This window comes from Desulfoluna sp. (assembly GCF_030145185.1).
Taxonomy (GTDB): domain Bacteria; phylum Desulfobacterota; class Desulfobacteria; order Desulfobacterales; family Desulfolunaceae; genus Desulfoluna.
Genome location: NZ_JAQYWB010000010.1, coordinates 45,224 through 58,282, shown reverse-complemented (window position 1 = coordinate 58,282; position 13,059 = coordinate 45,224). Strand labels below are relative to the sequence as shown.

Here is a 13,059-nt window from a genome sequence, read left to right as displayed (position 1 = left end):
GTGCGGACGTGACCGGATCGGTCATGACTCCGCAGCGGGTAAGTGGAGTGGGCCTCCACGGGGAACATTGCTGGCGTTTATTCTCAGCGATATTTCCGTATGCATACTCCTTTCCTTTCCGGAATGCAACGGCAAGGGAGAAAGGGGCTATGAACTCCGCTGAGAACCGGTGGTGAGCTTTTCGGCTCAATGGGCCGGTGACCAGGGACAGTATCCCAGGCGAGGAGAGAGCCGGGTCGGATGCTGTCGGCACACCTCGGGTCGGTCCTCGTAGACGCTGCATCGGTTTTCAGCGTCCAGAAAGCAGCATCCCCCGGTTTTACGTGTGGCCAGAGTGAATTTGCCTTTGGAGATGTTGCAGCGTGTGATGAGCCCCTCTTTTTTCAGTCGTTTCACGAGGTTTTTCATATCAAAGGCCACTTCGTCTTCATCGGTGATGCCGAGGCGGATAAGATCCTCTGCGGTCACCTCGACGATGAGATAGCAGCAGAGAGCCTTGCAGTCTGTGCAGAGTTTTGGGGTAAAACGTTTCCAGGTTGCGGGGCGTTCGATATCGCAGCCCGCCGATTCCATATGTCGTGCCATTCCATGCTCCGATGGGTCCAGTATTTAAAACCAGGGAGAATAGCATTGAATGGCTGGCAGGGGTAAAAATCAAAGTTTTGTACTGGTAACGAACAAAGACCTGCAGAACACGGGCTTCTTATCCGGGTGACCGAGGCCATGGGGCGTTACGGGTGCGGCAGGTGAATAGGGGCTCTGGTGGCGTGCCGCTTTGGCTGAGGCCGTCGGGACAACACGGCGGGTTTTGGGCATTTTTCATGAAACCAGGATGCGGTGACTCAGATAACGGGCAGGCAGTCAGTGTGCACGGTAACAGATGAGATCCAGGATGGGTTTCGGGAATGTACCCCATGCACAAGTGTAAGAAAAATAGCATGGAAATGGGTGTGAAACAACGCCTTTAAAACCTGGGAACCTTCCTGCAGTCTGAGGAGGGTGGGACTCTCCTCTGGCGTTGGGACTGCAGAAAGGGACCATACCGCTAGGCGGCAGGGTGGAAAAAGGAAGTCGACGGCCCCCAAATCTCGGCCAGGTTGCCTGCGTCATCAGCAGAAGGCGGATGGGCAACAGGAGTCCTGTCGTGGGGGGGCGAATTTCCCAGTGGTCCGTCACGGGGTGGGGTGAACCCCGAGGGTGTCATCGGATGGCAAGGGTCAGTCGGCTTTTTTTCTAAGGAACGTCGGGATGTCCAGATCCTCTTCGGCGTTGATGGTGAGGCCGGCGGCAGTTGCCACGGAGGTTCCTCGGGTGCTGCCCACGGGAATATTGTGACGGACGTAGGCCGGTTCATCCAGAGCGTGTGTGTTAAGTTCCAGCTCATTGAAAGTGAGGTCGCGGACCTTGCCCCGTTTCTCGATGGAGTCGAGGGTGCGTTTGGGCAGATTCACGGACGCGGGCTCTGCGGTCTCTCCGATACCGGTGGCGATGACGGTGATCCGCATCTCGTTTCCGATCTCTTCATCGATGGCCTGCCCCCAGATGATCTCGGCTTCTTCGCCCACCTGATCGTGGATGAAATCCGAGGCTTCGGTCATTTCATCCAGGGTGAGGTCCGGTCCACTGGTGATGTTCATGAGCACGCCTTTGGCGCCGCGGATGGAGACATCTTCCAGGAGCGGGTGGGCGATGGCCTTTTGAGCGGCTTCTCTCGCGCGGTTTTCACCGGAGGCGATGCCGATGCCCATCAGGGCGAGGCCAGCACGGCGCATGGTGGTGCGAACATCGGCAAAGTCGAGGTTGACGAGGCCAGGCATCATGATGAGGTCCGTGATGCCCTTCACCGAGTGGTGGAGGATCTCATCGGCTTTTCGGAACATATCGATCATGGTCGCTTTTTTCTCAGCGATGCTGCGCAGGCGGTCGTTGGGAATGGTGATGACCGTATCGGTGTATTTTCGAAGTTCCTCAAGACCGAGATCGGCCTGGCGCGCCCTTTTTTTGCCTTCAAAGGAGAAGGGGCGTGTTACCACCGCAACGGTGAGAATCTCCAGCTCCTTGCAGATCTGGGCCACAACAGGGGCGGCTCCGGTGCCGGTGCCACCGCCCAACCCGGCGGTGATAAAGACCATGTGGCTGTCCTGGATCGCGGTACGGATGGCGTCCACATTCTCAAGGGCGGCCTGTTTGCCCAGTTCGGGGTTGGCACCAGCACCGAGGCCTTCGGTGAGCTTGCCGCCGATCTGAAGTTTCACTTCGGCCCGGGAGTTCTCCAGAGCCTGTGCATCGGTGTTGGCCACAATAAATTTTACGCCATGAAGATTCGCTTCGATCATGTTATTGACCGCGTTGCTTCCGGCTCCCCCGACTCCAATGACTTTGATTTTTGCTGACTTGTCACTGTCTACAAAAGAAAAACTCATATCCCACCTCCACTCAAATTCATAATCGGTTTTTGATCCCTTGGCTGTGTCCTGTCGGAATGGATGCCTCACCAACGCCCGATGAGCCCCTGTTCGACAGGTCGGTTAATCCCCTCGTCTTGTCAGACGGATGTATGGATGACCGCCCGTTTACTGGGCGGAGACGCCTCCCTACACCACGTCAGAAAACCATTTTTTCATGCGGGCGGTGACCCTGTGAAAGATGTTTTCGTCCCGGATTCGGAACTTTTTCTCCACCTGATTTTTTGCTCCGTAGAGTACCAGCCCCACGCCGGTGGCGTACATGGGGTTGCTGACAATGTCCACAAGTCCGCCGATTTGGCGTGGTTTGCCACGGCGGGTGGGCAAGTCAAAAATTGCTTCGGCCACATCGTTCATGCCGTCCAAGAGGGACGACCCACCGGTGAGGACGATTCCGGAGGCGATCTGGTTTTCAAGGCCTGCTCTAAAAATCTCCCGCTTGACCAGGGCACAGATTTCTTCGACCCGAGGTTCCAGGATTTCTCCGAGTACCTGGCGGGGCATGCTGCGCGGATCGCGCCCCCCCATGCCGGGCACCTCGATGGTCTCCGTGGGGTCAACGGCGCTGGAGAGGCAGGTGCCGTATTTGACCTTGATCTTTTCGGCGTCGTTTTTGCTCGCCCGCAGTCCGATAGAGATATCGTTGGTGAGCTGCAGCCCGCCGATGGCCAGAACGAAGGTGTGCTGGATGTTGCCGCCGGAGAAAATGGCCAGATCCGTGGTGCCTCCCCCGATGTCGATCAGGGCTGTGCCTAAATCCCGCTCTTCGTCGGTAAGGACGGCGGCACCGGAGGCCAGGGATTCCAGAACCACGTCGTTGACGTCAAGCCCAGCTTTGTTGGCACATTTGATGATGTTGTGGGCCGATGATGCGGCACCTACGACGATGTGCACTTTGGCTTCCAGCCGGACGCCGGTCATGCCGATGGGGTTGTGGACTCCCTTTTGGTCGTCGACAATATACTCCTGGGGGAGCACATGGATGACCTCACGGTCCATGGGGATGGAGACCGCCTTGGCGGCTTCGATGACACGGTCCACATCGTCCTGGGTCACCTCACGCCCTTTGATGGCGATGACCCCGTGGCTGTTGAGGCTGGTGATGTGGCCCCCGGCGATACCGGCATAGACGGAGGAAATTTCACAACCGGCCATGAGTTCCGCTTCTTCCACCGCTTTTTTGATGGAGTCGACGGTTGCCTCGATGTCGATGACCACCCCTTTGTTGAGTCCGATGGAAGGGTGGGTGCCTGTGCCGATGATGTTGACCTCGCCTCCGGATCGTTCTCCGACGACAGCACAGATCTTTGTTGTGCCTATATCAAGGCCGACAATAATATCTTCATGTGCCTGCATGGGCATCCTCCTTTAACTTTTCGCCGGTTTGATGACAACGCTGTTTATGTCACTTACGTCAATCGACGCGACAGCGATAAGGTTTATTTTTTTTTCAAGCAGGGCAAAGAGTTCGTTTACCCGTTTTATTTTATTGTCGTAGTCGCCGAATCCCAAATCGATGCGGCGGGTTGCCCCTTCCGTGAGCAGGCGAACGCCGGTTTTGGGGTCAGTCACGGCCCCGGTTACAGAAAACCGCCCCTTTTTTTTGGCCAGAGAGCTCAGCAGGGGAATGAGTTCCAAAACGGCCTTATGTACCGGGCTGTTGGCGCGCCCCGGAGTGTGCAAGCCAGAAAGAGGCAGGCTGCCACGGGTTAGCCCCAGGATAACGGGAAGGGTTTTGAACGCATCTTTGCTCTTGTCAAAGATTTCTCCCCGGGTGTTGATCAGGTACGAATGGCCAATTTCTGCCAGGGCGACGGGTGTATGTTCCGTCACCCGGATAATGATGCGGTTGGGAAATTCCCGGGTGATAGCCGCCGTGTCGATCCATGGGTGGGCGGAAAGGCGCGTTCGGGCCACATCCAGATTGATGCCGAAAATGTTGTCTCCATTCTGGATACTGGCGGTATCCAGGATCTCGCTGTGGCTTACGGCACGATTCCCCGAGACGATGACGAACCGTGTCTGAAAAAGAGGGGTCTGGGTCAGCCACGCATAAGTCAGCACGCACAGGGCGCTGCAAACGCCTGCCATGGCGAGAAGACTCGTCCCGAAGAGAAGCGAACCCCGTCTTCGGCGCCGCCTCTCCAGGCTCACCGCTTCGGATTCGACGAAGCGGTTCTTTTTGGCTGGTTTACGTTTCCCTGCCGACAAGGGTCACCTCTTCTTCCAGTTGAATGCCGTGGGTCTGTTGGACCCGTTCTTTGATGCGTGCCGCCAGCATGAGAACCTCAGCCGTGGTGGCCTTGCCCGTGTTTACCAGGTAGTTGGCGTGAAGCTCGGAGACCTGGGCTCCCCCTTCGGCTTCGCCTTTCAGCCCGAGGGAGTCGATTAACTGTCCTGCCGGGGGGCCTGCGGGCGGATTTTTGAAATAGCACCCGGCGCTGGCAAGTCCCACCGGTTGGCTTGATTTGCGTCGGCACAGGAGCGATTCCCGCTGCGTCATCAGGGTTTCTCGGTCCCCTGCCTTCAGGCGGAGCCGCGCCGAGAAGATGATGGGGAATCCCTCATCTTTTCGGGTTTTCCCATCGATGGCCAGGTGACGGTACGCGATGTCAATCTCGTCCCGTGAGACGGTTCGGACTGTGCCGACAGGGTCAATGACCATCAGGCTCTCGATGATGTCTCCAAAGGCTCCGATATCAGTTCCTGCGTTCATGGCCAGTGCCCCGCCCACGGTCCCCGGGATGCCGGTGGCAAAATTAAGTCCCAAGAGGCCTTTGACGGCCGCAAATCGGCAGAGGTGCTGGGTTTTGACTCCAGCCGGGACCGTTAGGAAAACACTGTTTTTTTGCCTGTCTTCTTCGATGGCCGAGTCCATTGTGCCCAGAGAGAGGACCGTTCCCTGGATCCCGCCGTCTCTGACAAGGAGGTTGGTGCCGTCTCCTACCACGGTCAGGGGCACGCCCTGCTGGGTCAGGAAAGCCACGGCAATGCGCAGATCGTCCAGGCTCTCGGGCTCCAGATAGAGATCACAGGGCCCGCCCAGCCTGAAGGAGGTGTGGCGGGCCATGGGTTCCTCTTTCCGGAGTACGCCGTGATACAGCGCGGAGAGAGCGGCGATGGGCTCGGATACGTCCATGCTTACGCCTGTCCTCTTTCAAGAAATAGTTCGCCTACTTTAACGACGTCTCCGGCTCCCAGGGTCAACAGCATGTCCCCCTCTTTGAGGGTGGTCTCCAGATGGCTCACCACCGCGTCAAAGGTGTCGAAGCAGGTCACGTTTTCGTGACCGCGTTCTTCGATCATATTCCCCAGGCTCTGGCTGGTGATGCCTTCCGTGGGTTTTTCCCCCGCAGCATAGATGGGGAGAATCAGCAGGGCGTCGGTGTTATAAAAGGCTCGGGTGAAATCATCGAATAGATCTCGGGTCCGGGTGTGACGATGGGGCTGAAAGACAGCCACAATGCGTTTTTCCGGCCAACTTTCCCGTACGGCCAGCAGGGTGGTTTTAATCTCTGTGGGGTGGTGACCGTAATCGTCGACCACCATCACACCCTCCCGCTCGCCTTTTCTCTCCAGGCGCCTTTTGACCCCTTCAATGGTTTCCAGGGCACACTTGATCAAGGGAAAATCGATGCCAATCTCCCGGGCTGCGGCAATGCCGGCCAGGCAGTTGGAGACATTGTGGACCCCGGGAAGGTTCAGGGTGATCTCCCCCAGCAGCTCGTCGTGGTGGTAGACGGAGAAAAAACTCCGGCTCCCTTCAAAGGAGATGCCTCGGGCCTGGTAATCGGCACGGGTGTTCAGCCCGTAAGTGGTGTAGCGGCCTGTGAGCTCGGGAAGAATCTCCTGGACCGATTCATTGTCCATACAGAGGATGGAGAGCCCGTAAAAAGGGACCCTCTCCGTGAACTGGACAAAGGCTTTTTTTATGGTGGCGAGGTTGCCGTAGTGGTCCAGGTGCTCCCGGTCGATGTTGGTGATGATGGCGATGGAGGGCGAAAATTTTAAGAAGGATCCATCACTCTCGTCAGCCTCGGCCACGATAAAATCACCGAGGCCGTGCATGGCATTGGTGCCTTTGCTTTTTAAAACGCCACCGATAACCACCGTCGGGTCAAGACCGCCTTTTTCAAGGATGGCTGCCGTGATGGAGGTGGTGGAGGTCTTGCCGTGGGCACCGGCTACCGCGATGCTGTACTTCAGGCGCATGAGTTCGGCCAGCATCTCTGCGCGGGGAATGATGGGGATTCCTTTTTTTCTGGCGGCACCTACTTCGGGGTTTTGGCGATCTATCGCAGAGGAGGTGACCACCACATCGGCGTTCACAATATGCTCCGGAGCGTGTCCGATAGAAACGCAGCATCCCAGCTCTTCCAGGCGGCTTGTGTTGGCGGATGCTTTAAGATCCGATCCGGTGACGGTGTAGCCCAGGCGGACAAGAATTTCTGCGATGCCGCTCATGCCGATGCCGCCGATGCCGACGAAGTGAATATGGTATTCCTTTTGATACATGGACTGTCCTGTATGGTTGCCCCTGCTTTAAAACAGAGGGATTAAGTCGTTTTTTGTGTCAGCTTCAGGATACCGTCAGCCACCAGCGTGGAGGCGTCGGGGTGTCCCAGTCTTTTGGCGTTGTTGCCCATGGTCGAAAGGGCCTCGGGGTTATTCAGCAGCGACTCCAGAAGGTGGGCCAGGCTCTCCCCGGAGAGGTTGCTTTCAAGCAGGATCTCTGCCGCACCATTCTCTTCGAGATATCGGGCGTTGATCTCCTGGTGATTGTCCGTCGCGTGGGGGAAGGGGACCAGCACGGCCCCTTTTCCCATGGCCGTCAGCTCCGCCAGGGTGGTGGCACCGGATCGGCAGAGCACCAGATCGGCCCGGGCATAGGCACCGGACATGTTGTCGATAAAGGGAAGAATCTCCCCGTCGACGTCCGCCTCGGCATAGCAGGCTCTGACCCTCTCCACATCCGCTTCACCGCATTGGTGGATGATGTAAAACCCGAGTTCTTTCAGTTGAGGCAGGGCCTCAGTGACGGCCCGGTTCAGGGCCACCGCACCCTGGGAACCTCCCACGACAAGAAGGGTGGGGGAACCAAGGTCTGTTTCCCGGGGTTCAATGCCCAGAATCTCTTCCCGCACCGGGTTGCCGGAGAGGGTGCATTTCTCTTCGGGGAACCACGCCACGCTTCCGGGGAAGGTGAGGAAGATTTTTCCGGCAAAGCGGGCAGAGAGCCGGTTGGCGATGCCGGGAACGGAATTTTGTTCGTGAAGCACCACCGGGCGGCGCAGGAGCCAGGCGGCCAGAATCACAGGTCCGGAGGAGAAGCCGCCGACGCCTACCACCGCATCGGCTCGAAAGCGAATCAGTTTGATCATGCAAGAGGCAATGGCCAGGGGAAGCCTGCCCGCCGCCGCCAGTTTTTTCCTGAAGCCCAGCCCTTTGATGCCGGAAGCTCCGGCCACGGCATGATGGAACCCTTCCTTGGTGACGCATCGTTTTTCAAAGGGCCTCTCTGTGCCGATGAAGAGAACCTGGGTCTCGGGCTGTTTCTTACAGAACGCTTTGGCAATGGCAATGCCGGGGAAAAGATGCCCGCCTGTCCCACCGCCTGCCACCACGAGGCGAAACTCTTTTTTTCTAAACATGCTGTCCCCCTCGGGCCACGTTCAGGACGATACCGATGCCTGCCATGGTGCAGAGCAGTGAACTGCCCCCATAACTCATGAGGGGAAGGGTGAGCCCCGTGGGAGGGAGAATCCCCATGGTCACCGCAAGGTTGACGATAATCTGAATTCCGATGACGGCGCAGATTCCGATGGCCAGAAGGCAACCAAACATGTCGGTGCAGCGGATGGCGGCGATGAACCCCCGGGTGAGAAGCAGCACATAAAGGCCCAGGGCGGAGAGAACTCCGATAAGTCCCAGCTCTTCCCCCAAAATGGGAAAGATAAAATCGGTGTGGCACTCGGGCAGGTGTTTTAATTTGAGTTCGCTGTTGGAAAGCCCTTTGCCGGTGATGCCACCGGAACCGTAGGCCATGAGCGATCGAGTCACCTGATACCCTTCGTTTCTCTCGACGGCCCAGGGGTCCCTGAATGCCTTGATACGGTCCATGCGGTAGCCGTGGCCCAGGACGAAATAGATCATCAGCGGGATGACCACGATCATCAGGGGCGCTAGGAGGTGAATGATCTTGGCCCCTCCCAGAAACATCATGATCCAGGTGACGGCACAGAGAATGACCACGGTGCCGAAGTCCGGCTGGAGGTTGACCAGAAAGGCAATCAGCCCGATCAGAAACAAGTGGGGCAGCACCCCGATTTCAAAGGACCGAATCTTTTCGGCCTTTTTGCTTAACGAGGCGGCCATCAGCATCACCAGAACCACTTTGAGGAACTCGGTGGGCTGTATGGAGAAGCTGCCGATATGAATCCATCGGGAGGCTCCTTTGATTTTGTGGCCCACTCCGGGAATCAGGGTGAGGACGATAACGCCCAGGGTGATCACCATCAGCGGAAGGGCAAGCTTTTTCCAGAAACGATAGGGAAACCGGCTGGTTGCTACCATGAGAACGGTCCCCACAGCCACAAATAGAATCTGTCGCTTCAAATAAACGAGGCCATTGCTGCTCTGGGATGTGGCGCTGAAAATCATCAGCAGTCCCAGCCCCACCAGGGTGAAGGTGGTGTAGAAGAGCCAGCGATCGTACTCGCCTTGATGTCGGGTTGCCTTCGCGTTAACCATGGTGTGCTTTCAGTCGGTAGACCGATTCGCGGAACTTCTCGCCCCGCTCGTTGTAATTGGTGAACATATCAAAACTGGAACAGGCCGGAGAGAGGACCACAGAATCCCCGGCTTTGGCCTTGGAAAAGGCTTTGTTCACGGCATCGTCCAGGTCCTCCGCTTCAAGTGTTTTGATGGAGGGGGCCAGGGCGGAGACGATTTTTTTTTTTGCCTCGCCAATGGCGATGATGGCGCGGGCCTTTTTTTTCAGAGCCTTGGAAAGTGAGGCGAACCGGCCTCCTTTGTAACGCCCTCCCATGATGAGCACGATGGGGGTATCAAAACCGGTGACGGCTTTTTCTACGGCATCGATGTTGGTGGCCTTGGAGTCATTGTAAAAGGTGATGCCGGAAACGGTGTCCACGTACTCAATGCGGTGGGGCAGGCCCTTAAAGTGATCCACGGCGTCTTGAATGCCTTCGGCGGTGGCCCCGGCGGAAAGGGCGGCCAGGGCGGCGGTCGCGATGTTCTGACGGTTGTGAGCCCCCACCAGAAGGGATTTTGTCAGGTCGATGCGTACTTCCGGAAGTCCGGAGGTGCGGATGGTGACCTGGGTGCGCGTGACGGCCGCTGCGTTGGGGCCACTGCCTCCGATGGTGAGTTTGCGGTTTCTCAGGACACGTCCGATATCCGCCACATGGGGATCGGATGTATTTAAGATGGCCACATCATCCTGTCCCTGGTTTTCAAAGATCCGTCCTTTGGATCGTTTGTAGGCATCGAAATCGGGGTAACGGTCCAGGTGGTCGTCGGTGATGTTCAAAAGCACGGCCACGTGGGGCCTGAAGTGCTCGATCGTGTCGAGCTGAAAGCTGCTTACTTCCACCACCACCACATCCGCAGGGTCCTCCGCCCGAAGGCATTCGGTCAGAGGGGTGCCGATATTGCCGCCGGTAAAGACCTTCATGCCGGACGCGGCGAGCATTTCTCCCAGCAGGGCCGTGGTGGTCGTTTTACCGTTGGTGCCGGTGACCGCCAGGATGGGTGCCTCAATGAACCGTGAGGCCAGCTCAATCTCCCCGACCACGGAAACGCCCAATTCGCGGGCACGCTTAACAGGGGCCAGGGTATGAGGGACTCCGGGGCTTAACACCACGAGGTCTGCGTTTTCAAAGAGGTGCTGGGTGTGCCCGGAGAGATCGAGTTCGATCCCTTCCTGTTCCATGGCGGCGGGGAGCTCTCCCAGCGCCTCTCGGGCTTTGGCATCGCTGATCACGACGTGGGCACCACGTTCGGAAAGGAAACGGGCGATGGATGCCCCGGATCGGGCCAGTCCCACCACAATAATTTTTTTGCCGGAAAGCTTCATGGCGTCTCCTATCGAATCTTAAGTGTGCTGATAGCCAGAAGGGCCAGCATGGCAGAGATAATCCAGAACCTGACGATCACTTTGGGTTCCTGCCATCCTTTGAGTTCAAAATGGTGGTGCAGGGGGGCCATGCGGAAGATCCGCTGCCCGCCCGTCAACTTGAAATAGGTGACTTGAAGAATGACCGACAGGGCTTCCATGACAAAAAGCCCTCCGACAATCACCAGCAGGATCTCCTGTTTAGTGATAACGGCGACGGTGCCCAGGGTCGCTCCCAGAGGAAGGGATCCGGTGTCTCCCATGAAAATTTGGGCCGGGTAAGAGTTGAACCAGAGAAACCCGACGCCTGCACCCGCCACCGCCCCGCAGATGACGGCCATCTCTCCCCCGTTTTTAACGAAGGGAATTTGCAGGTACTCGGCAAGGCCTGCGTGGCCGGAGACATAGGCAAAGACCATGTAGGTGAGGCTGGCGATGATCATGGGGCCGGTGGCCAGACCATCGAGTCCATCGGTCAGGTTAACGGCATTGGAGCATCCCACAATGACAAAGGCGGCAAAGAAGATGTAGCCGAAGCCGAGGTCCGGGTGCACGTTTTTCAGGAAAGGAACCGTGACCGTGGTGGAGAATCCCGGGGAACTGTAGACCAGCCAACCGATCAGCAGGGCCAGCGCGGTCTGCATGGCAAACTTTTGGCGGGCTGAGAGACCCTTGCTCCGCTTTTTGATCTGCATCAGGTAGTCATCGGCAAACCCGATGAATCCGAAGCCAGCGGTGGCCAGAAGCACAATCCAGACATAGGGGTTGGAGATGTCAGCCCAGAGGACGGTGGAGACGATGATGGAGAAGAGAATCATCACCCCCCCCATGGTCGGGGTACCGGCTTTTCCCAGGTGGCTTTCAGGGCCGCATTCCCGGATATACTGCCCGATCTGGAGACACCTGAGTTTCTTGATGAGCCAGGGCCCCATAAGAAAGCAGATGAGAAAGGCCGTGATGGTGACATAGATGGTTCGAAAGGTGATGTAACGGAACAGGTTAAAAAACGAAATGTCCGCGTGAAGTCCGTATAGGAGATTATAAATCATATATTCCTGCTACCTGCACAGCAGATCGGTGACGATCTGTTCCATGCCCATGGAGCGGGATCCCTTAACAAGGATCCAGTCTCCGGTGTGTGTGTCGTTTTTGATGCGCTGACTCAGCGCGTCTTTTTCACCTGTATGAATGAGATGGGCTGGAAGCCCGGCTTCCAGCGCCCCTTTTCGGACGTCTTGTGCAAATTCTCCGCTGATGTAGAGAGAGGCCACGCCGGAAGCGGCGGCTTTGCTGCCCAGCTCCCGGTGAAACCGAGGGGAATCTTTACCCAATTCACGCATGTCTCCAAGGACGGCCAGGGCACGACCTTTTTCTTTAAGGCGAGAGAGCGTTGCCAGGGCAGCCTCCATGGAGAGGGGGTTGGCGTTGTATGTGTCATCAATGATGTGCATTCCGGAAGCCGTCTGGTGAATGGTCAGGCGTCCCGCTTCGGTGGTGCTTTTTTGAAGACCTTCGGCGATTTCGGAGAGCGAGAGCCCCGCTTCAAGACCCACGGCGGCGGCCGCCAGGGCATTTTGCACCATAAAGGTCCCTGCCAGGGGGAGGAAGGTTTTTACAGACTCGCCTGCGTGGCAGAGGGTGAAGTGCTGGTGTGAACCATCCCAGGTGATCGCTTCGGCCCGTACATGGGCGTCTTCCGAGAAACCGTACCAGATGGGAGAGAGCCCTCGGGTTGCTGCCAGTGCCCTCAGGTGCGGGTCATCACCATTTAAAATAAGGGTGGCACCTTCGGCCAGTGTGTCCAGAAGCTCAGCCTTGGCCTCGGTGACCTTTTCAATGGTTCCGAGCCCTTCCAGGTGGGCTTCCCCGATGCAGGTGATGACGGCGATGTCGGCTCGGCAGATGTGACCCAGGCGGGTCATTTCTCCCGGTGCGTTCATTCCCAGCTCGACCACGGACCAGTTGTGCTCGGGGGCAAGACGGAACAGGGTGAGGGGCAGGCCTATTTCGTTGTTAAAATTGCCGCAGGTGGCGTGCACCTGATGGCGAACGGAGAGAACCGAGGCCGTGATGGCTCGTGTGGTGGTTTTGCCGTTGGATCCCGTGATGGCAACGAGACGGACCCCCGAGGCATCGCGCCGGAATCGGGCAAGCTGTCCCAGGGCGGTCAGGGTGTCCTTGACCAGAATCAGGGAGACGCCGCGCGCTTCCCAACCGTCTGTTTTAAGTCCTGCCGCTTTGGCCGCAGCGGCCACGATACATCGGGCCCCTTGATCGATGGCAGCGCCAATGTAGCGGTGACCGTCGTGGGAAGGACCTTCAAGGGCAATGAAAAGAGAGTTATTTTCAATGGTTCGGGAGTCGGTGGAGATGGGCGCATGAATAGCGATCGGGTCTCCGAAGGCCAATTTTCCTCCGGTGGCCGCCAGGACATCCCCCGTGCTCCAGGGCATCGGG

The 13,059-nt window shown here is 57.5% G+C and carries 11 protein-coding genes; all 11 read right to left on the bottom strand.

The annotated features are described in order from the left end of the window. Positions 1-186: 186 nt before the first annotated feature. Positions 187-585 carry a YkgJ family cysteine cluster protein gene (locus Q1Q75_RS04725; RefSeq protein WP_300667948.1) on the bottom strand — a complete coding sequence of 133 codons (399 nt, stop codon included), beginning with the start codon at positions 583-585 and terminating at the stop codon, positions 187-189. Between the two features lie 632 nt (positions 586-1,217). Beyond that, complete coding sequence (gene ftsZ / locus Q1Q75_RS04720; protein ID WP_300667946.1) at positions 1,218-2,423, bottom strand: cell division protein FtsZ; 1,206 nt, start codon at positions 2,421-2,423, stop codon at positions 1,218-1,220. Positions 2,424-2,594: 171 nt separating this feature from the next. After that, on the bottom strand, positions 2,595-3,821 hold the full coding sequence (ftsA, locus tag Q1Q75_RS04715) for a cell division protein FtsA (protein WP_300667944.1): 1,227 nt from the start codon (positions 3,819-3,821) through the stop codon (positions 2,595-2,597). Between the two features lie 12 nt (positions 3,822-3,833). Then, positions 3,834-4,676, bottom strand: a complete 843-nt coding sequence (locus tag Q1Q75_RS04710; RefSeq protein WP_300667942.1) for an FtsQ-type POTRA domain-containing protein — start codon at positions 4,674-4,676, stop codon at positions 3,834-3,836. After that, a complete protein-coding gene (gene murB, locus Q1Q75_RS04705; RefSeq protein ID WP_300667940.1) occupies positions 4,657-5,604 on the bottom strand; it encodes a UDP-N-acetylmuramate dehydrogenase in 948 nt (315 codons plus the stop codon). The genes Q1Q75_RS04710 and murB overlap by 20 nt, the downstream gene beginning before the upstream one ends. Before the next feature lie 2 nt (positions 5,605-5,606). Continuing rightward, positions 5,607-6,980, bottom strand: coding sequence for a UDP-N-acetylmuramate--L-alanine ligase (gene murC / locus Q1Q75_RS04700; RefSeq protein WP_300667938.1), 1,374 nt, complete (start codon positions 6,978-6,980; stop codon positions 5,607-5,609). A gap of 41 nt (positions 6,981-7,021) precedes the next feature. After that, positions 7,022-8,116, bottom strand: coding sequence for an undecaprenyldiphospho-muramoylpentapeptide beta-N-acetylglucosaminyltransferase (gene murG, locus Q1Q75_RS04695; RefSeq protein WP_300667936.1), 1,095 nt, complete (start codon positions 8,114-8,116; stop codon positions 7,022-7,024). Beyond that, entirely contained in the window at positions 8,109-9,215 is a 1,107-nt protein-coding gene (gene ftsW, locus Q1Q75_RS04690) for a putative lipid II flippase FtsW (RefSeq protein ID WP_300667934.1), read from the bottom strand. The genes murG and ftsW overlap by 8 nt, the downstream gene beginning before the upstream one ends. Further along, positions 9,208-10,563: a UDP-N-acetylmuramoyl-L-alanine--D-glutamate ligase gene (gene murD, locus Q1Q75_RS04685; protein WP_300667932.1), complete on the bottom strand. Its 1,356-nt coding sequence runs from the start codon at positions 10,561-10,563 to the stop codon at positions 9,208-9,210. Before murD ends, ftsW begins: the two co-directional genes overlap by 8 nt. Before the next feature lie 8 nt (positions 10,564-10,571). Continuing rightward, a complete protein-coding gene (gene mraY / locus Q1Q75_RS04680) occupies positions 10,572-11,651 on the bottom strand; it encodes a phospho-N-acetylmuramoyl-pentapeptide-transferase (RefSeq protein ID WP_300667931.1) in 1,080 nt (359 codons plus the stop codon). 9 nt (positions 11,652-11,660) lie between these two features. Beyond that, positions 11,661-13,055, bottom strand: a complete 1,395-nt coding sequence (murF, locus tag Q1Q75_RS04675; RefSeq protein ID WP_300667929.1) for a UDP-N-acetylmuramoyl-tripeptide--D-alanyl-D-alanine ligase — start codon at positions 13,053-13,055, stop codon at positions 11,661-11,663. Between the last annotated feature and the right edge of the window lie 4 nt (positions 13,056-13,059).